The sequence below is a fragment of the Actinomyces sp. SKVG-SVH-4(1) genome (genome assembly GCF_048514265.1).
GTDB classification, from domain to species: Bacteria; Actinomycetota; Actinomycetes; order Actinomycetales; family Actinomycetaceae; genus Actinomyces; species Actinomyces oris.
This window is the reverse complement of the sequence record NZ_JBGEVE010000007.1, coordinates 24,997-49,856: the sequence shown is the minus strand read 5'-3', so window position 1 is coordinate 49,856 and position 24,860 is coordinate 24,997. Positions and strand designations below refer to the sequence as shown.

Below are 24,860 nucleotides of genomic sequence, written 5' to 3'. Positions count from 1 at the left end.
CCGGACTCGGTAAGAGAGCCGGCGGGACCGGTATTAGGCCGGGGTGACCCCCAGGCTCTTGCCGGCCAGGCCGCGGGAGCGGTGAGTCAGGCGCTGGGCCACGGCGGACAGCTCCAGGGCCGCAGGGGCGTCGGCGGCCGGCTTGCCGTCGTCGGCCACGGTGGCCGGCAGACCGGTGTCGGAGCCCTCGCGCAGACGGATGTCCAGCGGCAGCTGGGCCAGCAGCGGCACCTCGTAGCCGAGGGTCTCGCTCAGGGAGGCGCTGACGATCTCGCCCCCGCCGGAGCCGAAGATCTCCAGGCGCGAGCCGTCGGGCTGGGGCATGTAGGACATGTTCTCGATGACGCCCACCACCTTCTGGTGCGTCTGGGTGGCGATGAGGCCGGTGCGCTCGGCGACCTCGGCGGCGGCCGTCTGCGGGGTGGTGACCACGAGGATCTCGGCGTTGGGCAGTAGCTGGGCCACGGAGATCGTCACGTCGCCGGTGCCGGGCGGCAGGTCCAGCAGCAGGACGTCCAGGTCACCCCAGAACACGTCGGAGAGGAACTGCTGGACGGCGCGGTGCAGCATGGGGCCGCGCCAGACGACCGGCTGCTTGTCCTCCACGAACATGCCGATGGAGATGACCTTCACGCCGTGGGCCACCGGCGGCACGATCATGCCGTCGAGCTGGGTGGGCACCCGCTCCACCCCCAGCATGCGGGGAATGGAGAAGCCGTAGATGTCGGCGTCGACCACGCCCACGCTCAGGCCCTGGGCGGCCATGGCGGCGGCCAGGTTCGCGGTCACCGAGGACTTGCCGACCCCGCCCTTGCCGGAGGTGACGGCGTAGACCCGGGTGAGGTTGCCCGGCTGGGTGAAGGGAACCACCGGTTCGGCGGCCCCACCGCGCAGGCGGCGCCGCAGCTCGGCCTTCTGCTCATCGTTCATGACGCCCAGGCTCACCTGCACCTCGGTGACACCCTCGACGGTGCCGACCTCGCGTCGAGTGTCGGCGGTGATCGTGTCCTTCAAGGGGCACCCGGCCACGGTCAGGAGCACCTCGACGCTGACCACGCCGTCCTCGGCGATGTCAACGGAGGAGACCATTCCCAGGTCGGTGATGGGGCGGTGCAGCTCGGGGTCGATGACCCTGGCCAGCGCCTCCATGACGGCGTCATGAGTCGGTTGCGTCATGGGCCCATCCTAGGGGTGCCGTCGAGCGCCACGACAGGTGGCGAGTCCCACGTGAGGGCCGGGTGCCCCTCACTGAGCGGTGCGCTGCTCAGGGATGGTGTCGGGCTCGTCATCGCCGCTGTCCTGGAACTCGGCGATCTCCTCACGGGTGAGGCGCTCCTCGGCGAGGATCTCGCTGAGCATGTCGCGAAGTTCGCTGCGCACGAAGTCGCGGGTGGCGACGTCGTTCATGGCCAGGCGCAGGGCGGCGATCTCCCGGGTGAGGAACTCGGTGTCCTCCAGGTTGCGCTGGGCGCGCTGGCGGTCCTGCTCGGCGGTGACGCGGTCGCGGTCGTCCTGTCGGTTCTGGGCCAGCATGATGAGGGGGGCCGAGTAGGAGGCCTGGGTGGAGAAGGCCAGGTTGAGCAGGATGAAGGGGTAGGGGTCCCAGGCCTGCTGCATCTTGGCCAGGATGAGGTTCGCCACGATCCACACAGCGACGAAGATCGACATGTAGAGCACGAACTTGGGCGAGCCCATGAAGCGGGCGGTGGCCTCGGCGAAGCGGCCGAAGCCGTCCGAGCGCGAGGCGTGGGCCGGATGCGTCCTGCGCAGCCACCGCAGGCGACTGTCGGGCAAGGGCTGGTCGAGCTGGTCAGGCATTGGCGCCCCTCTCGATCGTCTCGTCGGTGACGGCCTCGTCGGCCACGCGCCAGTCGTCGGGCATGAGGTGGTCCAGGACGTCGTCGACACTGACGGCGCCCAGCAGGCGTCCGGCGTCGTCGAGGACCGGCAGGGCCGTCAGGTTGTAGGTGGCCAGCAGGCGGGTGACGGTACCGATGGAGTCCTCGGGGCGCACGGAGTCGACGTCGGTGTCCACGATGGAACCGACCATGCGCTGAGGGCGCTCGCGCAGGGCCCGCTGGAAGTGGATCATGCCCACGAACTTGCCGGTGGGGGACTCCAGGGGCGGGCGGCACACGAAGCCGACGGCGGCCAGGGCGGGAGGGATCTCGGCCTTGCGGGACTGGGCCAGGAAGGTCGCCACTGTTGACTCGGGGGGCAGGATGATCGGCTCGGTGGTCATGAGTCCGCCGGCGGTGTACTCGTCGTAGGCCATGAGGCGGCGCACGTCCTCGGCCTCCTCGGGCTCCATGAGGCCCAGCAGCTCGGCGGCCTTGAGCTGGGGGAGGTCGGCGACCAGGTCGGCGGCGTCGTCGGGCTGCATGGCGTCCAGGACGTGGGCGGCGCGCCCGGCCTCCAGGCGGGACAGGAGGGCGACGGCGTCCTCGTTGCCGAGCTCCTCCAGGACGTCGGCCAGGCGCTCATCGGTCAGCTCGGCGGCCACGCGCATCTGGCTGTCCTGGGGCAGGTCGCGCATGACGTCGGCCAGGTCGGCCGGCTTGAGGTCCTCCAAGGTGGCCAGCAGCGCGGTGGCGCCCTGCTGGTCGGCGCTGGCGGCCAGGCCGCTGACCTCGTCGGGGCGCACCGTGAAGGTCTCCCCTCGCCGCAGGCCCAGCGGACCCGAGGAGGCACGCTGGACGAACAGGCGGGTCACCTTCCAGTCCATGCCGCGGTCGCGCTCGATGGCCACGTCGCGCACCGTGACGTTCCCCGAGCCGTCGCGCATGGTGACCACCCGGTCCAGCAGCTCGCCGACGACCAGGGTCTCCACGTGGCGCTGGGTGAAGCGGCGGATGTTCATCAGGCCCGTGGTGATGACGGCCCCGGGCTCGATGGCGGTGATCCTCGACAGGGGCAGGAAGACGCGGCGCCGGCTGGAGACCTCGATGACGAAGCCGACGGCCCTGGGCTCTCCGCGCATCTGCAGCAGGACGACGACGTCATGGACCTTGCCCACCTCATCGCCCAAGGGGTCGAAGACGGAGGTGCCGATGAGGCGGGCCACAAAAACCCTGCTGGTCGTGCGCGTCCTGGTGTTCTCCACAAGCCAAGCCTATGCGCCTGAGGCGTGATTGCCTGTCGATGGGTCCGTACCGCGTGCCCGCGCGTGCGACGATAGCCCCCATGAGTGCCAATCCGAGCCCGTTGTCCTCCCTGACCTCGTCCAGTGGTGGTGTCATGCCCCAGGGGGAGGAGGTGGCCTCCTTCGCGACCTACCCCGAGGCGCAGAGGGCGGTCGACGCTCTGTCGGACCAGGGCTTTCCGGTGCAGCACCTGGCGATCATCGGAACCGACCTGCGTCAGGTCGAGCGCATCACCGGGCGTATGAGCTGGGGGAGGGCGGCGATGTCGGGGGCCCTCAACGGCCTGTGGATCGGGGTGTTCTTCGGCATCATCATGTCGGTGGCCGGCAGCAGTGGTCCCAGGCTCAACTTCTGGGCTTGCGTCCTGCTGGGGGTGCTGTGGGGGATCGTCTTCCAGCTCTTCAGCTACGCCCTGACCCGGGGGCGGCGCGACTTCACCTCCATCAGTCAGGTCGTGGCCTCGCGCTACTCGATCCTCGCCGCCCGGGAGATTCACGAGGCCAGCCAGGCTCTGGCCGACGTCCCGGGCAACCTCGCGCGTGGGACGGGCGCGCTGCGGCGCTCCCAGGAGCGGCGTCGTGCGCGACAGGAGGCCCCCGGGCCCACCGCCTTCGGCTCGCGCCCCGACGAGCAGCCCCGCTTCGGGGTGCGCCTGCCGCAGCCCGGCAGTGACGCTCCTGAGCGGACCCCCACCGCCTCGGCCGGCTCCGCCTCCGGCGCCCCGTCCGTTGCCGAGGACTACGACCCCTTCCTGCGCCCCTCGCGATCGGAGGGTCGCAAGGAGCCGGGGGCCCCGGCGTCGTCGCAGGAGTCCGGCGATGAGACCGGCTCCGGTGACAAGGGCTGAGTAGCACTGAGGGACGAGGGAGCGCGACAATGAGCATTCCGGTGGGGCTGTCGACCGCCTGCGTGGTTCCCGGCAGTGTTCCCGACACCTTCGCCATCGCCCAGGAGCTGGGCTACGACGGCGTCGAGATCATGGTCTGGAGCGAGAAGGCATCCCAGGACGCCACCCGGCTGGCGGCCCTGGTGGAGAAGCACGACCAGCCGGTGCTGGCGGTCCACGCCCCCACGCTGCTGGTGACCCGTGGGGTCTTCGGCGCCGATCCGTGGGACAAGGTGGACCGCTCCATCGAGCTGGCCCACTACCTCGAGGCGCCCACGGTGGTGCTGCACCCGCCCTTCTTCTGGCAGACCCGCTACGCGCGCTCCTTCATCGCCGGGGTCGCGCAGCGCGAGGCGACCACGGGCATCCGCCTGGCGGTGGAGAACATGTTCACCTGGCGGCCACGCCACGCCCACTCCACGCGCGACTTCCAGGCCTACTCGCCCACCTGGGATCCGGTGGGGCAGGGCTACAAGTCAGTGACTCTGGACATCTCCCACGCCGCCACCTCCGGCTCCGACGCCCTGGCCATGGCCCGCGCGCTGGGGCCCACGCTGCGTCACCTGCACCTGACCGACGGCGTGCCCGGGCCCCTGGACGACCACCTGCTGCCCGGGCAGGGCAACCAGGACTGCGCCGGGGTCCTCAAGCACCTGGTGGCCACCGGCTTCGAGGCCGGTGGGGGACAGGTCGTCGTCGAGGTGACCACCCGGTCCATGACGGCCTCCCAGCGTCTCGAGGGCCTCGCCAGCGCGCTGGCCTTCGCCCGTGAGCACCTGGAGGGCGGGGAGCCGGCTCACATTCCCGAGCCGACCCGCAAACGCTACCGCCGTTCCTGACCCGGCCTAGCAGTAGTCGACCTCGTGCTCGAGGTGCGAGACGGGCTCGAGCTGGAGGGTCGCGTGCTGGATCCTGACCGGGAAGTGCTCGGCCACGCAGCTCTGGAGCCGGTCGAGGATCTCCTCGGTGTGACCGTCGCGCAGGCACTCGTCGCGCACGACGACGTGCGCGGTCAGCACCGGCATGCCCGAGGCGACGGTCCAGGCATGCAGGTCGTGGACCTCCTCGACGTGGTCGATGCCGAGCATGTGCGAGCGCACCTGCGCCAGGTCCAGCTCCCGGGGAGTGAAGTCCATGAGCACCGCCAGGGCCGAGCGCAGCAGCGTCACCGCCCGGGGCAGGATGAGGACGGCGATGAGCAGGGAGGCCACGGCGTCAGCCCGCGTCCAGCCGGTGCGGGCCACGACGGCGGCAGCGATGATGACGCCCACTGATCCCAGGGCGTCATTGAGGACCTCCAGCAGAGCGGCCCTCATGTTGAGGTTCTCGCCGTGTCCGTCATGCCCCCGGCCGCCAGAGAGGACCAGCAGCGCGATGACGTTGGCGGCCAGGCCGATGACACCCATGACGAGCATGCCCGAGGCCTCGACCTGCGGGGCCACCAGCAGGTTGTGAACCGCCTTGAAGGCCACGAAGAGCCCGACGACGGCGAGCATGCCCGCCTGGAGCGCGGCCCCGATGACCTCGGCGCGACGCATGCCCCAGGTGGAGCGGTCCGTGGCCGGACGCGTGGACAGCTGGGCGGCCGTCAGGGCCATGGCCAGGCCGGCGACGTCGGTGAGCATGTGCCCGGCGTCGGCCAGCAGCGCCAGCGATCCGGTGACAAGGGCGGTGACGATCTCGGCCACCAGGACCGTGGCCGACAGGCACAGGGCGACCAGGAGCCGACCGCGCGAGGCCCCGGCGCCGTGGTTGTGCGAGCGACCGTGGGAGTGGTGGTGGGAATGGGTGTCGGGCTCGTGGCCGGCTAGGGTGCTCACTGCGGCTCCTTGTCCCGGCTCACTCCGTCCGCGGAGATGACGGCGGCCAAGGACTCGGCAGCGGCCAGGACCTGCTCGATGGCCTCGGGATTCTCGATCCGGCTGACGTTGGCCCGTCCGTGGGAGTGACTGGAGATGAGACCGGCGCTGCGCAGGATCGCCAGGTGCTGGGAGACGGTCGACTGGGCCAGGCCCAGGTGCTCGGTCAGCTCCACCACCCGGTGCTCGCCGCCGTGGAGGTGGCGCAGGATCGCCAGGCGGGTGGCGTCCCCCAGGACATCGAGCAGAGAGGCCACGGTGGAGGCCTCGCGCACAGCACCGTGGTCCTGGGGGCGGTCCTCGGGCAGCAGCCCATGTTTCATCGTCATGCGGCGATGCTATCTACGAATAGCGATGAGCGGCAAGGGAGGTGACCGAGCAGTCAGTCGGCAGTCAGTCGGCGATGAGCCCGCTCACCCAAGCCTCGACCTCCTCCACGGTGCGGGGCACGTCCTGAGTGAGGCGCTCCACGCTGCCGTCCTCGCGCACCACGACGTCGTCCTCGATGCGCACGCCCGTGCCACGCATCTCGGCGGGCACCAGCAGGTCGTCCTCGCGGAAGTACAGTCCCGGCTCGATGGTGAAGCACATGCCCGGCTTGAGCTCGGCCTCCATGTACATCTCGCGGCGCGCCTGGGCGCAGTCGTGGACATCCAGGCCCAGGTGGTGGCTGGTGCCGTGCACCATCCAGCGCCGGTGGTACTGGCCTTCGGGGGCCAGGGAGTCGGCTGCGCTGACGCCCTCGGGCAGCATCCCCCACTCCTCGAGGCGGGCGGCGATCACCTCCATGGCGGCGGCGTGGACGTCCTTGAAGCGGCAGCCCGGGGTGCCCGCACGGGCGAAGGCGGCGTCGGCGGCGTCGAGAACCGCCTGATAGATCCGGCGCTGAGCCTCGGTGAAGCGACCATCGACCGGGATCGTGCGAGTGACGTCAGCGGTGTAGAGGGAGTCGACCTCGACACCGGCGTCCACCAGGACCAGCTGGCCGGGCTCGACGGCGCCGTCATTGTTGATCCAGTGCAGGGTGTTGGCGTGGTTGCCGGCCGCGGCGATCGTGTCATAGCCCAGGCCGTTGCCCTCCTCACGGGCCTTGGCCCCGAAGGCCCCCTCCAGGACCCGCTCACCGCGCCAGTGGCCGCGGGCCCGGGGGATGGAGCGGATGAGGTCGTCGAAGCCGGCCTTGGTGGCGGCGACGGCGGCACGCAGCTGGTCGATCTCCCAGGGGTCCTTGACCAGGCGCAGCTCGCTGGCGGCCTCGGCCAGACCGGCGTCCACCTCCGCGGCGCCCTGGCCGGTCTGCAGCCCGACCTTCTCCCGCGTGGTGGTCACCAGAGCGGTGACGGACTCATCGGCCTCGGCCACGACGCGCAGCTGCACCGCGTCGGGACCGGCATCCTTGGCCAGCGCGTCGGGCAGGGAGTCGATGTGGGCGCAGCGCATGCCGGTGGAGGCCTCGACCTCCTCCAGGGAGGGCCGCACCCCCACCCACAGCTCGCCGTAGCGGGGGTCGCCGTAGAACTCCTGGCTGGATCGCGAGGCCCTGGGCCGGAAGTAGAGGACCGCCTCATGCGTCGGGGCGACGTCGTCGGTGTCATCGGAGCTGTCCGGGGAACCGGCGTCCTGACTCGGCTTGGTGAGGGGGTCCAGGACGAGCACGGCATCCGGCTCGAAGTCCGTGCCGGTTCCGGCCAGGTGGGCGAAGGCGCTGTGGGGCCTGAACCGGTAGTCGCAGTCGTTGTTGCGCACCTTGAGCGCGCCCGCGGGCAGGACCAGGCGCTCGCCGGGGAAGAGCCTGCCGAGGGCCTCACGGCGGGCGGCCGCCCAGGGGGCCGCCTCGCTGCGGGAGGGCAGACCCTCGGGACGCGGGCCCCACCCCGAGCCGATGAAGTCGCGGAAGGCCTGGTTCTCGGGCTGGCGGGACCGGTTGGAGCCTCGCGCCGCCAAGGACTGGGGGGTCTCCTGCGAGGAGGCGGGGGTCTCGTCGGACGGGCGGTTGTCTGCGGGAGAAGTCGATGCCATAGGGGCATCATTCCACTGTTGGGCCCCAACCGGCGCTCGGTGGGGTACTCAGGAACGCGGGGGCGGCTCAGTCCTGCTCATCGGCCGGGAAACGCACCCCCACCTGGCGGCGGGCCTCCTGCAGGACCCCGACCGCCGCCACGGAGCGGCTCAACGGGTGCAGATCGGACTGGCGCGCTCCGGCCCGCACCAGGCGGCACACCTCGGCCAGTTCGTAGGCGAGCTGGTGACCGGGCGCCTCAGCGCCGCGCTCAACCGACAGGTCCTCATCCGTGCCCGTCGCCGCCGCCGGGCCGTGCAGCCCAATGCGCCGGGGCCACTGGCAGTCGTCAATGCTCAGCACGTCATGGTCCCCGGCGAAGCTCGACTGTGTCCCCGGGGAGGTCTTGGAGTGCAGGCAGACGACCTCCAGCCCGGCGTGCTCACCGCAGTCGTATGACAGGACCACCGTGCCTCGTGCGTCGACACCGCACTCCAGCAGCGTCCCCGTGGCCGTCACCCGGTCCGGCTCACCGAAGAGGTGAATGGCCAGGTTGACCGGGTAGATGCCCAGGTCCATGAGGGAGCCGCCGCCCAGAGCCGGATTGAAGGCCGGCGGCAGGCCACCGGAGCGGTAGACCTCCATCCGCGAGGAGAACTGCTCCTTGGACAGCACCGCCCGGTGCAGCCGCCCCAGCCGCGGCAGCTGTTCGCGCAGCCGGGCCACTCCGGGCTCGAAGGCGGACAGCCACCCCTCCATGAGGAAGCGGTCGGCCGCCTGTGCTGCCTCCACCATCGCCTCGGCCTGCGAGCGCGTCAGGGCGAAGGGCTTCTCCACCACCACGTGGAAACCTGCCTCCAGGGCCGCGATCGCGTGCTGCGTATGCAGGGAGTTGGGGGAACCCACATGGATGACATCGATCGGGTCGGGCGAGCCCGGGCCGTGGGCGGTGAGCATCTCCTCAAGCGAGGCATAGGCATGGGCAATCCCGTGCTCGGTGGCGAAGGCAGCGGCGCGCTCGCGGTGGGCGGAGGTGACGGCCACGATCTGTGCATCCGGCTCGCGGGCGACGGCCTCGGCGAACCAGCGGGCGATGAAACCGGCCCCGATCACCCCGAAGCGGACCGGGGCGTCGTCGGTGCGCCGCGTGGTGGGCACAGTACTGCTCATACGGCTCGGCTCGCTCATGCCGTCCAGTCTTCCACGCCTCCCTGCGCGCTGCCCGCACTTACCTACACTGTCCCGGTGCGCATCGACCCCCACACCCACTCGGCCTGCTCCGACGGCACCGACTCGCCCGCCGAGCTCATGGAGAAGGCGGCCGAGGCCGGCCTCGACGTCGTCGGCCTGACCGACCACGACACGATGGCCGGCTGGCAGGAGGCGGCCCGGGCCGTCCCGTTCGCCGGTGTCGCCCTGCTGCGCGGCACCGAGATCTCCTGCGCCGCCGACGGGGTCACCCTCCACCTGCTGTCCTACCTGCACCGGGCCGACGACGCCGGGCTGGAGGCCGCCTTCGCCCGCGCCCGCCGCTCGCGCGACAGCCGGGCCCAGCGGATGGTCGAGCGCCTCAGCGAGGACTACCCGGTCACCTGGGAGGACGTCCTGACCCAGTCGTCCGACTCCCACACGATCGGCCGGCCCCACATCGCCGACGCCCTCGTGGCGGCCGGCTCCTTCCCCGATCGCAACGCCGCCTTCGCCGGGCCGCTGGCCACCTCCTCGCCCTACTACGTGCACCACTGGGCGCTGGACCCGGTGGAGGCCTGCCGCCTGGTGCGCGCCGCCGGTGGGGTCCCGGTGGCGGCCCACCCGCGTGCCGCCTCCCGCCAGCGCCGCCTCGTGCCCGATGAGACCTTCGCCCAGATGGCCGAGGCCGGCCTGGCGGCCCTGGAGATGAACCATCGCGACCAGGACCCCGAGCAGCGCGAGCAGGTTCGCCTCCTGGCCCAGCGCCTGGGCCTGGGGCTGTCGGGGGCCTCGGACTACCACGGCGCCGGTAAGCCCAACCGTCTGGGGGAGAACCTCATGCCGCCCGAGCTGCTGGAACAGATCCTCGACGAGGGCGCCCTCGATCTTGTCCGCCCCTGAGGGCCGACCGGCCACGGCACCCGACTCCCGCCCAGCGGCGGTGATAGAAACGCCTCATGCTGCAGTCCGTCTTCGACACCACGGTCTTCGCCACGACCTTCACCACGCTCCTGGTCATCCAGGACCCGTTGGGCGCCATCCCGATCTTCCTGTCCCTGACCTCGCGGCAGACACCCCCTGAGCGCGCCGCCTCTGCACGCCAGGCCACGGTCGTCTCCTTCGCCGTCATCGTGCTCTTCGCGGTCTTCGGACGCTACATCCTGAAGTTCCTGGGGATCTCCGTGCCCTCCCTCCAGGTGGCCGGCGGACTGCTGCTGCTCCTGGTGGCCCTGGAGCTGCTGACCGACAAGGTCGATGAGAGCCCCGATCCTGACGCCGTCACCGCCAACGCCGCCCTCGTGCCCCTGGGCACGCCCCTGCTGGCCGGGCCCGGTGCCATCGTCGCGGCGATGGTCGCCGTGGACACCACCGGGGGCGGGGTGGCCGGGTGGGTCTCCGTGACGGCCGCGATCATCGGCACGCACATCGCCATCTGGGCCTCGCTGCGCTTCTCCCTGGGGCTCAACCGGGTGCTGGGCACCTCCGGCATCCGGATCCTCACCCGGGTCATGGGACTGCTCCTGGCGGCCATCGCCGTCCAGATCATGGCCGACGGCGTCTTCGCCTTCCTGGAGACCCGCCTCTGAGCCGGCTCCGCCCCGGAGTAGGACAGCGGCTGAGACCCATGTGAGTCTCAGCCGCTGCTTGTCAGTCCTACTCGCCGGCGGTCCCGTCAACCGGGCGGCCGCCGCGCGTGCGCTTACGGGTGCGCTTGCGCCGGGGCTTGGCCTCACCGTCAGCAGAGCGCCGGGAGCGTTCGCCGCCCTTGGAGTCCTTGGCGCCCCTGCCGCCGCGGCCACGGCCGCGCTCCGAGCGCCCGCCCTGCCGGCCGGACTGCTTGCGCCCACGCTTGCCGGTCTCACCCAGGTCCTCGATCTCCTCGGCGTCGAGCCCCTCCAGGGTGCGCTTGTGGCGGGGCAGGCGTCCGGTGACCTTCTCCGGGATCGACAGGTCGGAGAACAGGTGCTCGCTGGTGTGGTAGGTCTCCACCGGCTCCTCGATGGGCAGGCCCAGAGCCTTGGCGATGATCCGCCAGCGCGGCACGTCGTCCCAGTCCACGAAGGTGACCGCCGTGCCGGAGTTGCCGGCGCGGCCGGTGCGCCCGATGCGGTGGACGTAGATCTTCTCGTCCTCGGGGCACTGGTAGTTGATGACGTGGGTGACGTCGTCGACGTCGATGCCCCGGGCGGCCACGTCGGTGGCCACCAGCACGTCCACCTTGTTGTTGCGGAAGGCGCGCAGGGCCTGCTCGCGGGCCCCCTGGCCGAGGTCGCCGTGCAGTGCCCCGGTGGCGAAACCGCGGGCGCGCAGGTCGTCAGCCACCCGGGCCGCCGTGCGCTTGGTGCGCGCGAAGATGATGGTGCGCCCGCGCCCCTCGGCCTGGAGGATCCGGGAGACGACCTCCACCTTGTTCATCGAGTGTGTGCGGTAGACGACCTGCTGGACCGTCTGAACGGTCATGCCCTCGTCGCCCGGGTCCTGGGCGCGAATGTGGGTGGGGCGGGTCATGTAGCGGCGCGCCAGGGCGACCACGGCCCCGGGCATGGTGGCGCTGAAGAGCATCGTGTGTCGGTCGGTGCGGGTGCGGGCCAGGATCTTCTCCACGTCGGGCAGGAAGCCCAGGTCCAGCATCTCGTCGGCCTCGTCCAGGACGACGGTGGTGACGTGAGCCAGGTCCAGCACACCGCGCTCCATGAGGTCGATGAGGCGGCCGGGCGTGCCCACGACGACCTCGGCTCCCCGCTCGAGGTCCTCGATCTGGGGCTCGTAGGCGCGCCCGCCGTAGACCTGGACGATGCGCACGGTGCGCTTGGCGGCAGCCGTGGACAGCTCCTCGGCGACCTGCTTGGCCAGCTCACGGGTGGGCAGGATGACCAGGGCCTGGGGGCTGCCGGAGGCGGGATCCTCGTCCCAGCCCTCCTCCCCGGGACCCAGAGTGTCCATGAGCAGGGGGATGCCGAAGCCCAGGGTCTTGCCGGTGCCGGTCTTGGCCTGACCGATGATGTCCTGGCCCTCCAGAGCCACTGGCAGGGTGAGGGCCTGGATGGGGAAGGGGTGGGTGATGCCCTTGGCGTCCAGGGCCTCGCAGATCTCCGGCTCGACACCGAAGTCGGCGAAGGTCTTGCGGCTCAGGTCGGTCTGGTCGCCCTCGTCGGTGATGTCGGGAGTGGCCTCGTCCAGGACGGGGGCGTGGGCGCCGGCCGTCTCGATGATCCCGGACGGGGCGGTCGTGGCGCCGGCAGCGGCGTCGGTACCCTCGATGGTGGTCTGGTCGTCTGTGGAGTTGTGGTCGGGCTCGACGGCGTCGGCCCCGTGCTGCTCGTTGCTCACGAGGTTCCTTGTCTTCTGATCGGGTTGAACCGCTCCGGCGCGGCTGTCGCTCGCGCGCACGGTCGGGTGCGCTGCGTGGGCGTTGGCGCCGTCGGATCTGGCAGCCGATCGCGAGTCATATCTGAGTCCATCTGACGACCGGGCAACCGTGGACGCCGTCAGCGTAGCGGGAAAACATGATGATGGCCTGTCTGGATGGGGAGGTGCGCCGTCGGCGTGGTCGATGTCACGGCTGTGCTTCACGCACGGCAAGACCTGGATACGATGGTGGGCATGTCCCAGATGTCGACTCCGTCACCTCAGCCCAGCGCCTCCACCCCGATGCAGGTCGGTCCTCACGAGCTGTCCGTCGTCGGCGTTGTCGCGATCTCCCGGACGGCGGCCTGCACCCGCTACGCCAAGGATGCCGACCGGGCTCCGCGGATGACGGCCCGGGTCGACCTGCTGCGCATGAGCGCCTGGGAGGTCGCCTCCTTCGACCGGGTGGTGGAGTTGGCCGCGACCCACGGCATCGACGCCCTGGGGGCGGCCGAGCGCTTCACCGACGTGCTGGGCGACTTCGACGAGCGGCTGCGGCCACTGGACTGGGCCGAGCGCCTGCTCAAGACCTACATCACCTTCGGGCTGCTCATCGACTTCGGGATGGCGCTGAGCGAGTCGTTGGAGGATCCCTTGCGCAGAGGGCTCGTCCACGAGCTCAGCCAGGACCCGATCAGCACCTACGCCATCGCCGAGCTGGAGGAGGCCATTGCGGCCGACCCACAGCTGGCCGCCCGGCTGGGGCTGTGGGGTCGGCGCGTCATCGGTGAGGAGATCGGAACCTTCCAGAGGCTCCTGGGGCAGTTCCCCGAGCTCCTCGGGCAGATGGCTCAGGAGCAGCTCCACTCGGTGCTGACCCAGGGGGCGGTCTCGCGCATGAGAGGGCTGGGCCTGAGGGTCTGACCGTCTCTCAGCACGTCCGAGCGGCTAAGATGTGAAGTGCCCAACAGTGGAGTAGTGCCCGTGTCGGTGGCGTGACAGGACCCGGGCTGCGTTGGGTAAGGTGTCCGCATCCACATCCTCATCACCCGATGTGAGAGTCGTGGCTCTCACATCCTGAAGGAGTTCCCATGAAGCGAAGCGTATGGATGGCCGCGTCCGCGGCCGTCGCCCTGTCCGTCGTCCCGGTCGGCGCGGCTGCTGCCGAGACGGACCCCGCTCCTGCCGCCGAGCAGGTGGCGCCGCAGTCCGGTGGCGCGAAGGCTGACGCTCCCCAGCCCGACACCCCCTCCCCGGCCGCTCCCAAGCCCGATGGCGACAAGCCTGCCCCCGCCCCCGAGCCTGCTCCCGCCCCCGCGGAGGACGCGGGCAAGGCGGCACCTCAGGCTCCGGGTGCCAACAACGCCGCGGCGCAGCAGGAGAACAAGCCGGAGGCTCCGGCTGAGCAGTCCCAGCCGAACCAGGGCGACCAGCAGCAGGGCGATCCTGCCGGTTCCCAGGCTGCTCCCGAGCAGCAGGCCCCGGCCCCCGAGCAGTCCTCTGAGGGAGGTGCCCCTGCGGCGGCCGAGGAGAGCGCCCCCCAGGGCGCTGCGGAGGCTCCCGGTGAGCAGGCCGCCGCACCCCGCGAGCAGGCTGCCTCTGGCCAGCAGGGCACCGCCACCGCAGGTCGCTCCACCCTCGCTCAGACCGGAGCGGGAACGACCGCCGCTTGGATGGTGCTGGGCACCGGTGCGACAGGTGCCGCCATGCTCATGGCTCGCCGTAGGCTGACCTACTGACACACATCGGTCCTTGACGTTGAGGAGAGGTCTGGCCCATGGATGACCGGATGCTCGACGGGGACAGGGTGCTGTGGTTCATCGGCGGCAGTCCTGAGCGTGCTCAGGAGGCCCTTGCCGCCGGACACGCCTGGACGCCCGAGCAGCGTGCGCAGCTCGAACAGATCGCAGCATCTGCCGGATATTCCCCTCAGCAGCCTGCCGGGTACCCGCCTGCTCAGCAGCAGGTGCCCGTTCAAGAGCCCGCGCCTGTGTACGGGGCGCCTGCACAGCCCGCGGCCTTTGATGGCGTATTCGGGGGCGACGGTGCTCGTGGCGGCACTGTGGACTACGGGGCGGCTCAGCAGACTCAGCCTGCTCAGCAGCCGGCTGCGGTCGCGCCGCCCCAGCCGCAGATGGCGACACCGACGCAGCCTCAGCCGCAGGGCTACAGGCTTCAGCCGTTGCCCGCGGTGACCGAGATGGAGGCGCCGCAGAGCGATGTCTCCCAGTACCCGAGCAGTGCTCCGCGTCGCGGTTGGGTCCTCCCGGTCGTGGCGGTCAGTGTGCTTGCCCTCGGGCTGGTGGGGGGTGCCCTGGGAGGGCACTGGCTGTGGCCCGGTAAGGGCGCGGCGGCTCCGTCGTCCTCCGCTGCGGCGGCCCCTGCTGCCAACAAGCCTACGACCCTGCGCGCCGGCAGCGGTTCCTTCGTCTGCTCCTCCGGCGGGACCGGAGTCTCCTGCTGGGGCGCTGACGCCCAGGCCAACACTCAGGGCGCACGTGTCTCGCCGACGGCGGTGCCCGGCCTAGAGAAGGTCAAGGTCTCTGCGCTGAGCGTGGGCAAGGGCTTCGCCGTGGCCGTGGACGACTCGGGCAAGGTCTACGCCTGGGGCGCCAACGAGGTCGGCCAGCTCGGCAAGAAGACTGATGAGGCGCTGGTGAACCAGGCCGTGGAGGTCGGCAAGCTGCCGGCCGCTCCCACCGCGCTCGTCTCCGGTTATGAGCACACCTGTGCGCTCGCCAAGGGCACGGTCTGGTGCTTCGGTTCCAACCGCTACGGACAGGTCAACGGAACTGTCTCCGACACCCCCTCAGGGTTGGTGAAGGTGGACAAGATCGACGGGGCCACCCAGATCGGCACCTCCGGCTATGACACGTGGGCCACGGTTGACAAGGGGACCTGGACCTGGGGGAACAACTCCTGGGGGCAGGCCGACCCCTCGCAGAGCGTGGTCAACGTGGCGCCGACCCTGATCCCTGCGAACAGCTGACGCCGGTATCGGCAACGCAGTAGCGCCCAGCCTCCTTCAGGAGGCTGGGCGCTCGACGTATGTTCCGACGACGCTTACTTGTCGCCCTTGAGGTGGTTGACCGCGCCCTTGATGGCGTCCTTGGCGTCCTCGGCGACCTCCTTGATCTTGCCCTCGGCCTGCTGGAGCTTGCCCTCGGTCTCGGTCTCCTTGTTGCCAGTGACCTTGCCTGCGGCCTCCTTGGCCTTGCCGGCGATCCTGTCGAAGGTTCCGTTGTCGCTCATGAGAGCTCCTTTCCGTAGTGAGTCTCCACGAGGTGGAGACGTGGAGATGGCTTGACTATACATGCGTGCATCTGAGACAGCGCCCGGTATTCAGTGAGAGTTTCTATAGAGATCACCTAAAATGTGTGACTTACCCTATATTATTCGGGGTGCGGTGGATCGGTTCTTCTCCGGCGTCGTTCGCCGCATCTCAGTGCCCGTAGACTTCAGGCAGCTCTCGTTCGAGAGCCTCCTGATACCGACACCGAGGTCGATCGCCCATGAGCAGTGCACCCGCGGACGTTCCCGCCGCCACCCGCGTCGAGAACGCCGGTCTTGACGTCATCTCCGAGTCTGATCGCAAGGGACGGCCGAGCGATCTCTTCATGCCCTGGTTCGCGGCCAACATCTCCGTGCTGGGACTGTCCTGGGGCGCTTGGGTCCTCGGATTCGGGCTGTCCTTCTGGCAGGCGGTCGTTGCTGGAAGCGTCGGTGTCATCGTCTCCTTCCTCCTGTGCGGCGTCGTGGCCGTCCTGGGCAAACGAGGCAGCGCCCCCACCCTGGCACTATCCCGAGCGGCCTTCGGCTACAACGGCAACCGCCTGTCCGCGGCCCTGTCCTGGATCCTCACGGTCGGCTGGGAAACCGTCCTGTGCGTTTCCGCCACCCTGGCCTCGGCCACGGTGTTCCAGGCCCTGGGCTGGCACAACCAGGTCGGTGCCCAGATCCTGGGCTTCCTGCTCACTGTCGGCCTGGCCGCCAGCGCCGGCATCCTCGGCTTCGAGGCGATCATGAGGGTCCAGACCTGGATCACCTGGGCCACCGGTGTCCTCACCATCATCTACCTCGTCCTCGTCGCTCCCCAGATCAGTATCCACAGGATTCTGGCCCTGCCGTCGGGTGGCCCCGCGGCCTTCATCGGAGCCCTGGTCATGGTGGCCACCGGCTTCGGCCTCGGTTGGGTCAATGCCGCCGCCGACTACTCCCGCTACCTGCCCCGCAAGGCCTCAACAGCCGGCGTCATCGGCTGGACCACGCTGGGATCGGCACTGCCCTGCGTGGTGCTCGTCTTCTTCGGCATCCTCCTGGTGGGCTCCGATGCCGAGCTCGGCCAGGCCATCAACACCGACCCCATCGGCGCCCTGACCACGATCCTGCCCACGTGGTTCCTCATCCCCTTCGCGATCGTCGCCATCCTGGGGCTGGCCGGCGGCATCATCATGGACCTGTACTCCTCGGGCCTGTCGCTCCTGGCGACCGGCCTGCCCGTGCGCCGACACGTGGCCACTTCCATCGACGCCACCATCATGACCGTGGGCACCATCGCCGTCATCTTCGGTGCCGATGACTTCCTCGGCCCCTTCCAGGGGTTCCTCACCACCCTGGGAGTCGTCATCGCCGCCTGGGCCGGAGTCATGGTCGCCGAGGTCATTCTGCGCAAGCGGGACTACGACGAGGAGGCCCTCTTCTCGCCCGACGGCGTCTACGGCTCAGTCAACTGGGAGGCCATCGTCCTCGTGGCTGCCGGTTCCGTCGTCGGCTGGGGGCTGGTCGTCAACTCGGCCGCCTCCTGGTTGTCCTGGCAGGGCTACCTGCTCGGGCCTCTCGGGGGCCGCGACGGGGCCTGGGCCGGAGCCAACCTCGGTGTGCTGGCCGCTCTGCTCATCGGTGTGCTCGGGCACCTCGTCCTCGGCCGAGGCCGGGTCGCCCTCCAGGAGGCCCGTTCGTGAACGACAAGGCCACAGGCTTCGCTCTCGAGCCTGAGCGTCTGGAGGCCCTGAGTGCCTCTGCCGGCGCAGAAGGCCCGGGCCCGGCCGTGGAAGGCGCCCACCAGATCGCCCGACGCACCGGCGCACCTCGCCACGACCTCCTGGTGGTCCTGGGGTCCGGCGCCGCTGACGCCTTGGCGTCCTGGGGTGAGCCGGCTGCGAGCATGCGCCTGTCCGACTTGCCCGGGGTCATGGTCCCGGTCGCGCCGGGACATGAGGACCGCCTCGACTCCTATGTCGTCGCTCGTGGCCGGAAGGTGACCGGACAGGAGGTCGGGGGAGAGTGGCGCGTCCTCGTGGCCCGCGGACGGACCCACCTCTACGAGGGGCACGGGCCCGGACCCGTGGTCGCCCTGTCCCGTATCGCGGCTGCAGCCGGCGTACGTGAGGCCGTCCTGGTCAACGCCGGCGGCTGCCTGCGCAGCTGGCACATCGGCGAGGTCATGACGATCACCGACCACCTCAACCTCACCGGCTCCTCACCCTTCGACGGCCCGGTCTTCACTGACGTTCGCAGTGTGTGGGACGACGAGCTCGCTGACGTCCTGCGCGGTGTCACAGAGAGGTCAGGCGTCTATGCCGCTGTGCGCGGGCCGGAGTATCAGACCATGGCGGAGACGCGAATGCTGGAGTTCGCCGGTGCCGACTGCGTGGGCATGTCCACCATCCTGGAGGCCATCGCCCTGCATCAGCTCGGGGTGCGCGTGGCCGGCATGAGCGTCGTCTCCGACCTGTCCTTCGCCCAGGCGCCCACCGATCCCGACGAGGTCGTCCGGCTCGCGGCCGGCGCGCACACGACGATCGCCGCCGGCATCGAGGCGGTGCTGGCGGCGATGTCCTGAGCTGCCGACGTCGAGGTGAGTCGCAGGGGATCGCTCGGGTCAGTTCACGCCCATGAACATATAGGCGCGCGTCACCTTGCCGTCGACGTCGCGGAAGACGGTGTCGACTCCGCGCCCGACGACGTCGCCGCTTGGGGCGGTCATTGACCAGCGCAGCAATAGCGCGTCGCCGGACTCCATGCGCTGGTCGTAGCTGAAGGTCAGGCCCTGACCTGCAATGCGGTCGTTGTGGACGCGGTTGATGTGCTCAGCGATGTCGGCTGTTCCTGTGACGGTCAAGGCGGGTGAGGAGATGTGCAGCGACCCGTGCGGGGCCCACATCTGCTCGATGAGCGCACGGCGCTGACCGGCGTCGGGCTCAGTCCAGGTGCGCAGGTAGTTCGTGTCGAAGTCGGCGCCGGTACGGGTGGTGTCGGTCATGAGTCGTTCCTCTCCTCAGATTAAGTTGACAATGTCAGCATAACCGGAAAGTTGACTGTGTCAACATGTGGGTAGGCTTGGGTCATGAGCCCTCGTGATCCAGGTCCGACGCGCGCCGCCATCCTCGACGCCGCTGCAACGCTGCTCGAGGACAAGGGGCCCGAGGCGGTGACGCTGCGTGCCGTTGGTGAGGCTGCCGGCGTGTCCCGCTCGGCGCCCTATCGTCACTACGCGGACAAGGCCGCGCTCATGCGTGCGTTGGCGGGCCGGACCCTGCGGCAGATCGCAGAGCGGATTCGTCACGGTGCGGAGCGGCACCGGGGGGCGCGGCAGCGGCTGCGCGCCGGTTGCTGGGCCTACATCGACTACGCAGTCGAGTGCCCTCATCACTACCAGCTGGTCTTCGGGGACGCCCCGATTGCGGAGCCGGACCCCGGGTTGGAGGAGGCCGCTGACGACGCCATGGCCGCCGTCGGCGAGCTCGTTGCCCAGGCCCAGGGAGCCGGGCAGCTACGACCCGGCCCCACCCGTGAGATCGCCACCGTCATCTGGGTTCTGCTTCACGGGCTCGCCGCCCTGCAGATCACCGGTCATCTCCATGAGCCCCGGACCATTGACGGCAATGAGCATCTTGCGGATCTGCTGGACCTGGCCCTGGAGCAGCTGCGACCCGTGTGATGCGCCTTCGGTGGTGTCGGCCGGTAGCGATCTGAGACGTGTCTGGGACGCCCGTCCCCGCACGGCGGCGAGCACGAGCGCCTAACCTTGCACCTATGACAACTGATGCAAAGACGCCCAACCAGGCTGTCACGACCCGCACCGAATCCGACTCCATGGGCACCATCGAGGTGGACGCCAACCGCTACTGGGGGGCCCAGACCGAGCGGAGCCTGCACAACTTCGACATCGGCCGCGAGACCTTCGTGTGGGGCCGCCCCATGATCAAGGCCCTGGGGATCCTCAAGAAGTCCGCCGCCCTGGCCAACGCCGAGCTCGGCGAGCTGCCTGCCGACATCGCCGAGCTCATCGCCAAGGCCGGCGACGAGGTCATCGCCGGTGACCTCGACACCGAGTTCCCTCTCGTGGTCTTCCAGACCGGCTCGGGCACCCAGTCCAACATGAACTCCAACGAGGTCATCTCCAACCGCGCCATCGAGCTGGCCGGCGGTGAGCGCGGCTCCAAGACCCCGGTTCACCCCAACGACCACGTCAACCGCGGCCAGTCCTCCAACGACACCTTCCCCACGGCCATGCACATCGCCGTCGTCAACGAGCTGGCCGCCATGTACCCGCGAGTCCAGCAGCTGCGCGACACCCTGGACGCCAAGGCCAAGGCCTACGCCGACGTCGTCATGGTGGGCCGCACCCACCTGCAGGACGCCACCCCCATCACCCTGGGGCAGGTCATCAGCGGCTGGGTCGCCCAGATCGACTTCGCCCTCGACGGCATCCGCTACGCCGACTCCCGCGCCCGCGAGCTCGCCATCGGCGGGACCGCCGTCGGCACCGGCCTCAACGCCCACCCGAAGTTCGGGGCCCTGTGCGCCAAGAAGATCTCCGAGGAGACCGGCATCGAGTTCACCCAGGCGGACAACCTCTTCGCCGCCCTGGGCGCCCACGACGCCCTGGTTCAGGTCTCCGGCGCCCTGCGCGTCCTGGGCGACGCTCTCATGAAGATCGCCAACGACGTGCGCTGGTACGCCTCCGGCCCCCGCAACGGCATCGGCGAGCTCATCATCCCGGAGAACGAGCCCGGCAGCTCGATCATGCCCGGCAAGGTCAACCCGACCCAGTGCGAGGCCATGACCATGGTGGCCACGAAGGTCTTCGGCAACGACGCCACCGTCGGCTTCGCCGGATCCCAGGGCAACTTCCAGCTCAACGTCTTCAAGCCGGTTATGGCCTGGTGCGTTCTGGAGTCCATCCAGCTCCTGGGCGACACCTGCGTCTCCTTCGACACCAACTGTGCCTACGGCATCGAGCCCAACACCGAGCGGATCAAGGCCAACCTGGAGACCAACCTCATGCAGGTCACCGCCCTCAACCGCCACATCGGCTACGACAAGGCCTCCAAGATCGCCAAGAACGCGCACCACAAGGGCCTGTCCCTGCGCGAGTCCGCCCTCGAGCTCGGCTTCGTCACTGCTGAGGAGTTCGACAAGTGGGTCGTGCCCATGGACATGACCCACCCCAGCGCCGCTGAGGACTGAGCCTCAGGACTGTCCCTCAAGCCGACGACGGCGTCGCCCTTCACGTGAGGGCGACGCCGTCGTCGTACGAGCCGAGCCCACATGCTGGCTTGCTCGCCAGCACGCGGATGCCGACTCACACAAGCGGCACAGCCCCGTCCTGGGATCGTCCGTGCCTTAAGGTGATGTGCTAGCCACGTACGCAGACACCCGAGCGAGGCGCGCGACTGAGCGTGCCGGAGGGAACCACGATGAACCTGCCACGACGCACCATCCTTGCCGCCTTGCCCGCCACGGCCGGACTCCTGGGCCTGGGAGCCTGCTCCACCGGAGGGGCCACCGCGCAGGCCTCCTCCACGGCCTCGTCGCAGGCTCCCACCGATGCCAAGCTCGCTCTGGACTCCGCCGCCTGGCGCTACGACGCCGACCACAAGGTCTACTACCAGCTGGGTCTGCGCTACGTGGCCACGCCCCAGGCCTCGGACTACGAGACCCTGGGCATCTACGTGCCCGGTGCCTACTTCACTGGGAAGGACAACGGCAACGGCACCTACACGGTCACCGTCAACGCCTCGGGCACCGTCGGCAGCTTCACCGCTGCCACCGCACCCACCGTCTTCCCGGTCAACACCCCGGGATACTCCGCCCAGAAGCCGCCCACCGAGTACTCCTACGACACCATCAAGGCCTACATGGAGGCCGGCTTCATCTACGTCCTCGCAGGCCTGCGCGGCAAGGACTCCAACTCCCAGACCTACTCCGGCAACGCGCCCTGGGGTGTCGCCGACCTCAAGGCCGCCGTGCGCTACCGGCGCTACAACTCCGCCGCCGTTCCCGGCGACGCCGCGAAGGTCTACGTCTTCGGGCACAGCGGGGGAGGGGCGCAGAGCGCCGTCGCCGGAGCCTCCGGGGACAGCGAGCTGTTCGCCCCCTATCTGGCCGTCCTGGGGGCCGCCACCACTGACACCAGCGGCAAGGCGCTGTCCGACGCCGTCGCCGGAGCCATGTGCTGGTGCCCGATCACCAGCCTGGACAGCGCCAACGCCGCCTACGAGTGGAACATGGGGCAGTTCGCCTCCTCAGGCACCCGCGCCGAGGGCACCTGGACGCGGGCCTACTCCCAGGACCTCGCGGCCGCCTTCCCCGCCTACCTCAACGGGCTGAAGCTCACTGACTCCCAGGGCAAGCCCCTGACCCTGGAGTCCTCCTCCCAGGGCACCTTCCTGTCGGGCTCCTACTACGACCACCTCGTGTCGGTCATCCAGAAGTCCCTCAACGACTTCCTGGCGGCCACCACCTTCCCCTACACGCCCTCCTCCACCGAGATGGCGGGGATGGAGCCCAGCGGTGGCGGCGGGGCGCCGTCGGGAACCCCGCCCAGTGACTCCGGCGGCACGCCACCCAAGGGCGGGAAACCCGGAAGCGGCGGTCAGGGCAGCGCCGAGTCCACCACCTACAAGACGGTGGAGGAGTACATCGCCTTCCTCAACTCCTCCTCGCAGTGGGTCACCTACGACGCCTCCAAGAAGACCGCGACGATCACCGGCCTGCAGGGCTTCGTCGCCTCCCAGAAGAACGCCTCCAAGGACGTGGGGGCCTTTGACGGCGTGGGCCGCGCCCAGACCGAGAACCTCGTCATGGGCTCGGGGGAGAACAAGCAGCACTTCTCCTCCCTGAGCCGCGAGGTCATCTCCAAAGGGCAGTCCAGGTACTCGGGGCTGTCGGGCTGGAACAAGGACTACGGCGTCGCCGCCTATGAGAAGGACCTGGCCGCCAAGGACTCGGTCGGCACCGACATGGTCACGCGCGTGGCGATGTACGACCCCCTGTACTACCTCACCCAGGACTCCAAGGGGCGGGGCAGCTCCACCATTGCCCCGGCCTGGCGCATCCGCACCGGCATCACCCAGGGCGACACGGCTTCCACCGTTGAGGTGAACCTCGCCCTGGCGCTTCAGCAGGCCGGAGCCGGCAATGTCGACTTCGCCACCATCTGGGGGCAGGGGCACACGATGGCCGAGTTGACCGGCACCGGTGAGGAGAACTTCATCGCCTGGGTGACCAAGCAGGCCTCCTGAGCGCAGGACATTCAGGAGACTGCGCCGGGAATCCCGGGGGAATAACGACGGCGATGGGGCGGTTGAGCCGACCGGTTTCCATCCGTCCCATGAATCGAGCGCTCATGCTGACGGCCGCTGTGTCCCTGACGTCGGCGCCCCACCGTGGCGCGGCCGCCAAGCAGGGGATCCTCCCGCTGCTGGCGGTCTCCTGCACCATCGCAGCACTGCTGGACTGAGCCGCTCCGCTGCGACCCGGTCGTTCGCCGTTAGTCGCACAGGACGACGTCAACCCCGGCGCCCCGCAGCTCCTCGAGGGTGTCGGGGTCGATCTGACTCGTGGTCAGCAGCGCGTCGAGGTCCTCGATACGCCCGAACCGGTAGGTGTTGGTCTGGGTGATCTTGCTCGGTGCGGTCGGCAGAACTCGTCGGGTGGAGGAGGCCATGATGGCGCGCTTGACCATCGCGTCGTCGGACTCCATGACGGTCAGGCCCTCACGGGTGGACACGGCGCAGGTGGATAGGACCGCGACGTCGGCGCGGAACGCGCGCACCGCCTCGACCGCCTCAGCGGAGAACAGGGAGAGGGACTCCGGATCCACCGGGCCACCCGCGATGGTCACCGCGGCTCCACGCGCGGAGGCCACTGCCGCCCCGGCTCCCAGCGACAGGCACAGAACCCGGATGTCGCGGCCGGCCAGCTGCTCAGCCACCATCTCGCAGGTGGTCCCCGAGTCGATGATGACCGCCTCCCCGTCCTCAATGAGCTCGGCAGTGGCCTGCGCCAGACGGCGCTTGATCTCCACATCCTGCCTGCGACGCGTGGAGGCCGGTCGGGCGGCCCCACGGCGCGGTGCACGCAGAGCCCCGCCGTGGACCCGGGTCACGAGGCCCTCCTGGGCCAGCTCGGCCAGGTCCCGGCGGATGGTGATGAGCGAGACCCCGGTCAGCCGGGACAGCGCCTGCACACTGTGGACCGTCGTGGGGCTCAGGGCACGCAGTATTGTGCGGCGCCTGTCGTGGGGACTGTCGCGCATGCTTCCTCCGCATCGGTAGCAACGAGGTGATCGTTTTGCTGGAGAACGAGCAATGACAATGATCGTATGGTCTTCTACTGTTGGTGTCAACGGATCGGAGTTCCAGAAATCCGTTGATTCAATGCCGAAAAATCGCTGCTTGGACGAGTGATCGTACGATCATCTCTGGTCATCGGCAGTGATTCTTCGCCGTCTGGAAAGGAATGATCATGCCGCACCTCGACCACGTCGCCATCTGGGTCGCCGACCTCGACAGCGCCCGCGACTTCTACTCCCATTGGTTCGACGGGCACGCCAACGGCCTCTACGAGAACCCCAGGACCGGCCTGCGCACCCACATCCTCCACTTCGCCGAGACGCCCGCGGACGAGCGGGGGACCCGCCTGGAGATCATGACCCGTCCGGAGCTGGCCGAAGGGCGCGAGGCCGCCGGGCTGGGGTGGGCTCACGTCTCCTTTGGCCTGCCGGGGCGCGAAGACGTCGATCGCCTGGCTTCCTACATGTCGGAAGCCGGTGTGCCGGTCGTCGACGGGCCTCGCGAGACCGGCGACGGATACTACGAGGCCACCGTGCTTGACCCCGAGGGCAACCGTGTCGAGCTCGTTGCCTCGGACTACTCCGACGACGTCGCCCTGCGCCCGTCCTTCTGATCCGGAAAGCCCGCCCGGGTCGCAGCCTGGGCATGAGGTGCGGGAATGGTGCGCACTGCTGCGGTGTTGAGAGGGAGCAGCTCGTCGATACCTTCGACGTGTCGATGGTGAGCACCTGGGTGTTTGCTTTCAATCCTGCACCAATCGCCTTGGGAAAGGCCGTCACCTGGCAGATCGGCAGGTGACGGCTGGTACGGTTGCGATACGCCATCGGGCCGCGCCGCCTAAGGCCATGAGAG

At 69.6% G+C, this 24,860-nt stretch carries 25 protein-coding genes; 14 read left to right on the top strand and 11 right to left on the bottom strand.

What is annotated here, in order from left to right:
* Nucleotides 1–33 precede the first annotated feature (33 nt).
* The 3 genes from AB7V09_RS07450 to AB7V09_RS07440 form a co-directional block, all read right to left on the bottom strand.
* Complete coding sequence (locus AB7V09_RS07450) at nucleotides 34–1,176, bottom strand: Mrp/NBP35 family ATP-binding protein (protein WP_314919107.1); 1,143 nt, start codon at nucleotides 1,174–1,176, stop codon at nucleotides 34–36.
* A gap of 69 nt (nucleotides 1,177–1,245) precedes the next feature.
* Nucleotides 1,246–1,818: a DUF1003 domain-containing protein gene (locus AB7V09_RS07445; RefSeq protein WP_101559366.1), complete on the bottom strand. Its 573-nt coding sequence runs from the start codon at nucleotides 1,816–1,818 to the stop codon at nucleotides 1,246–1,248.
* Complete coding sequence (locus tag AB7V09_RS07440; RefSeq protein ID WP_003789676.1) at nucleotides 1,811–3,103, bottom strand: magnesium transporter MgtE N-terminal domain-containing protein; 1,293 nt, start codon at nucleotides 3,101–3,103, stop codon at nucleotides 1,811–1,813. The genes AB7V09_RS07445 and AB7V09_RS07440 overlap by 8 nt, the downstream gene beginning before the upstream one ends.
* A gap of 80 nt (nucleotides 3,104–3,183) precedes the next feature.
* Here AB7V09_RS07440 and AB7V09_RS07435 point away from each other — a divergent pair, with 80 nt between their 5' ends.
* Nucleotides 3,184–3,990: a general stress protein gene (locus AB7V09_RS07435; RefSeq protein WP_314155970.1), complete on the top strand. Its 807-nt coding sequence runs from the start codon at nucleotides 3,184–3,186 to the stop codon at nucleotides 3,988–3,990.
* Between the two features lie 29 nt (nucleotides 3,991–4,019).
* A complete protein-coding gene (locus AB7V09_RS07430; RefSeq protein ID WP_419143371.1) occupies nucleotides 4,020–4,868 on the top strand; it encodes a sugar phosphate isomerase/epimerase family protein in 849 nt (282 codons plus the stop codon).
* Between the two features lie 6 nt (nucleotides 4,869–4,874).
* Here AB7V09_RS07430 and AB7V09_RS07425 read toward each other — a convergent pair whose 3' ends face one another.
* From AB7V09_RS07425 to AB7V09_RS07410, 4 genes are all read right to left on the bottom strand, one after another.
* Complete coding sequence (locus AB7V09_RS07425; RefSeq protein WP_419143370.1) at nucleotides 4,875–5,849, bottom strand: cation diffusion facilitator family transporter; 975 nt, start codon at nucleotides 5,847–5,849, stop codon at nucleotides 4,875–4,877.
* Nucleotides 5,846–6,217, bottom strand: coding sequence for an ArsR/SmtB family transcription factor (locus AB7V09_RS07420; RefSeq protein WP_279014415.1), 372 nt, complete (start codon nucleotides 6,215–6,217; stop codon nucleotides 5,846–5,848). The genes AB7V09_RS07425 and AB7V09_RS07420 overlap by 4 nt, the downstream gene beginning before the upstream one ends.
* A 64-nt stretch (nucleotides 6,218–6,281) precedes the next feature.
* Nucleotides 6,282–7,907, bottom strand: coding sequence for a Xaa-Pro aminopeptidase (locus AB7V09_RS07415; RefSeq protein ID WP_314155976.1), 1,626 nt, complete (start codon nucleotides 7,905–7,907; stop codon nucleotides 6,282–6,284).
* Between the two features lie 67 nt (nucleotides 7,908–7,974).
* The gene (locus AB7V09_RS07410) at nucleotides 7,975–9,075 is read right to left on the bottom strand and encodes a Gfo/Idh/MocA family protein (RefSeq protein ID WP_279014419.1); all 1,101 of its coding nucleotides are present in this window, start codon (nucleotides 9,073–9,075) and stop codon (nucleotides 7,975–7,977) included.
* A 57-nt stretch (nucleotides 9,076–9,132) separates the two neighbouring features.
* Between AB7V09_RS07410 and AB7V09_RS07405 the strand changes: the two genes are divergently transcribed.
* Together AB7V09_RS07405 and AB7V09_RS07400 are read left to right on the top strand one after the other, a co-directional pair.
* Complete coding sequence (locus AB7V09_RS07405) at nucleotides 9,133–9,978, top strand: PHP domain-containing protein (RefSeq protein WP_419143369.1); 846 nt, start codon at nucleotides 9,133–9,135, stop codon at nucleotides 9,976–9,978.
* Between the two features lie 56 nt (nucleotides 9,979–10,034).
* Entirely contained in the window at nucleotides 10,035–10,664 is a 630-nt protein-coding gene (locus tag AB7V09_RS07400; RefSeq protein ID WP_279015694.1) for a MarC family protein, read from the top strand.
* Between the two features lie 67 nt (nucleotides 10,665–10,731).
* Here AB7V09_RS07400 and AB7V09_RS07395 read toward each other — a convergent pair whose 3' ends face one another.
* Nucleotides 10,732–12,408: a DEAD/DEAH box helicase gene (locus AB7V09_RS07395; RefSeq protein WP_419143368.1), complete on the bottom strand. Its 1,677-nt coding sequence runs from the start codon at nucleotides 12,406–12,408 to the stop codon at nucleotides 10,732–10,734.
* A 264-nt stretch (nucleotides 12,409–12,672) separates the two neighbouring features.
* Here AB7V09_RS07395 and AB7V09_RS07390 point away from each other — a divergent pair, with 264 nt between their 5' ends.
* From AB7V09_RS07390 to AB7V09_RS07380, 3 genes are all read left to right on the top strand, one after another.
* Nucleotides 12,673–13,350 (top strand): ferritin-like fold-containing protein, encoded by a 678-nt coding sequence (locus AB7V09_RS07390; RefSeq protein ID WP_256694692.1) that lies wholly within the window; start codon nucleotides 12,673–12,675, stop codon nucleotides 13,348–13,350.
* 167 nt (nucleotides 13,351–13,517) lie between these two features.
* Nucleotides 13,518–14,165, top strand: a complete 648-nt coding sequence (locus AB7V09_RS07385) for a peptidase (protein WP_201444741.1) — start codon at nucleotides 13,518–13,520, stop codon at nucleotides 14,163–14,165.
* A gap of 38 nt (nucleotides 14,166–14,203) precedes the next feature.
* Complete coding sequence (locus tag AB7V09_RS07380; protein ID WP_419143367.1) at nucleotides 14,204–15,415, top strand: hypothetical protein; 1,212 nt, start codon at nucleotides 14,204–14,206, stop codon at nucleotides 15,413–15,415.
* A 74-nt stretch (nucleotides 15,416–15,489) separates the two neighbouring features.
* Here the strand turns inward: AB7V09_RS07380 and AB7V09_RS07375 are convergent, their stop codons facing one another.
* Entirely contained in the window at nucleotides 15,490–15,678 is a 189-nt protein-coding gene (locus AB7V09_RS07375; protein ID WP_020991836.1) for a CsbD family protein, read from the bottom strand.
* Between the two features lie 260 nt (nucleotides 15,679–15,938).
* On the opposite strand from AB7V09_RS07375, the gene AB7V09_RS07370 reads away from it, so the two are divergent.
* Both AB7V09_RS07370 and AB7V09_RS07365 read left to right on the top strand, forming a co-directional pair.
* The gene (locus tag AB7V09_RS07370) at nucleotides 15,939–17,387 is read left to right on the top strand and encodes a purine-cytosine permease family protein (protein WP_419143366.1); all 1,449 of its coding nucleotides are present in this window, start codon (nucleotides 15,939–15,941) and stop codon (nucleotides 17,385–17,387) included.
* On the top strand, nucleotides 17,384–18,268 hold the full coding sequence (locus AB7V09_RS07365) for a purine-nucleoside phosphorylase (RefSeq protein WP_419143365.1): 885 nt from the start codon (nucleotides 17,384–17,386) through the stop codon (nucleotides 18,266–18,268). Before AB7V09_RS07370 ends, AB7V09_RS07365 begins: the two co-directional genes overlap by 4 nt.
* 39 nt (nucleotides 18,269–18,307) lie before the next feature.
* On the opposite strand, the gene AB7V09_RS07360 is transcribed toward AB7V09_RS07365, so the two are convergent.
* The gene (locus tag AB7V09_RS07360; protein WP_314155987.1) at nucleotides 18,308–18,688 is read right to left on the bottom strand and encodes a nuclear transport factor 2 family protein; all 381 of its coding nucleotides are present in this window, start codon (nucleotides 18,686–18,688) and stop codon (nucleotides 18,308–18,310) included.
* 84 nt (nucleotides 18,689–18,772) lie between these two features.
* On the opposite strand from AB7V09_RS07360, the gene AB7V09_RS07355 reads away from it, so the two are divergent.
* The 4 genes from AB7V09_RS07355 to AB7V09_RS07340 all read left to right on the top strand — a co-directional run bounded on the left by AB7V09_RS07355 (nucleotide 18,773) and on the right by AB7V09_RS07340 (nucleotide 23,173).
* Entirely contained in the window at nucleotides 18,773–19,366 is a 594-nt protein-coding gene (locus AB7V09_RS07355; protein WP_075254116.1) for a TetR/AcrR family transcriptional regulator, read from the top strand.
* A gap of 95 nt (nucleotides 19,367–19,461) precedes the next feature.
* The gene (fumC, locus tag AB7V09_RS07350; RefSeq protein ID WP_075404361.1) at nucleotides 19,462–20,898 is read left to right on the top strand and encodes a class II fumarate hydratase; all 1,437 of its coding nucleotides are present in this window, start codon (nucleotides 19,462–19,464) and stop codon (nucleotides 20,896–20,898) included.
* 230 nt (nucleotides 20,899–21,128) lie between these two features.
* Nucleotides 21,129–22,955, top strand: a complete 1,827-nt coding sequence (locus AB7V09_RS07345; RefSeq protein WP_419143364.1) for a subtype A tannase — start codon at nucleotides 21,129–21,131, stop codon at nucleotides 22,953–22,955.
* Between the two features lie 89 nt (nucleotides 22,956–23,044).
* A complete protein-coding gene (locus AB7V09_RS07340) occupies nucleotides 23,045–23,173 on the top strand; it encodes a hypothetical protein (protein WP_314155993.1) in 129 nt (42 codons plus the stop codon).
* 30 nt (nucleotides 23,174–23,203) lie between these two features.
* On the opposite strand, the gene AB7V09_RS07335 is transcribed toward AB7V09_RS07340, so the two are convergent.
* Nucleotides 23,204–23,971 carry a DeoR/GlpR family DNA-binding transcription regulator gene (locus AB7V09_RS07335; RefSeq protein ID WP_314919670.1) on the bottom strand — a complete coding sequence of 256 codons (768 nt, stop codon included), beginning with the start codon at nucleotides 23,969–23,971 and terminating at the stop codon, nucleotides 23,204–23,206.
* 209 nt (nucleotides 23,972–24,180) lie between these two features.
* Here AB7V09_RS07335 and AB7V09_RS07330 point away from each other — a divergent pair, with 209 nt between their 5' ends.
* Nucleotides 24,181–24,621, top strand: a complete 441-nt coding sequence (locus AB7V09_RS07330) for a VOC family protein (RefSeq protein ID WP_314919672.1) — start codon at nucleotides 24,181–24,183, stop codon at nucleotides 24,619–24,621.
* Nucleotides 24,622–24,860 lie beyond the last annotated feature (239 nt).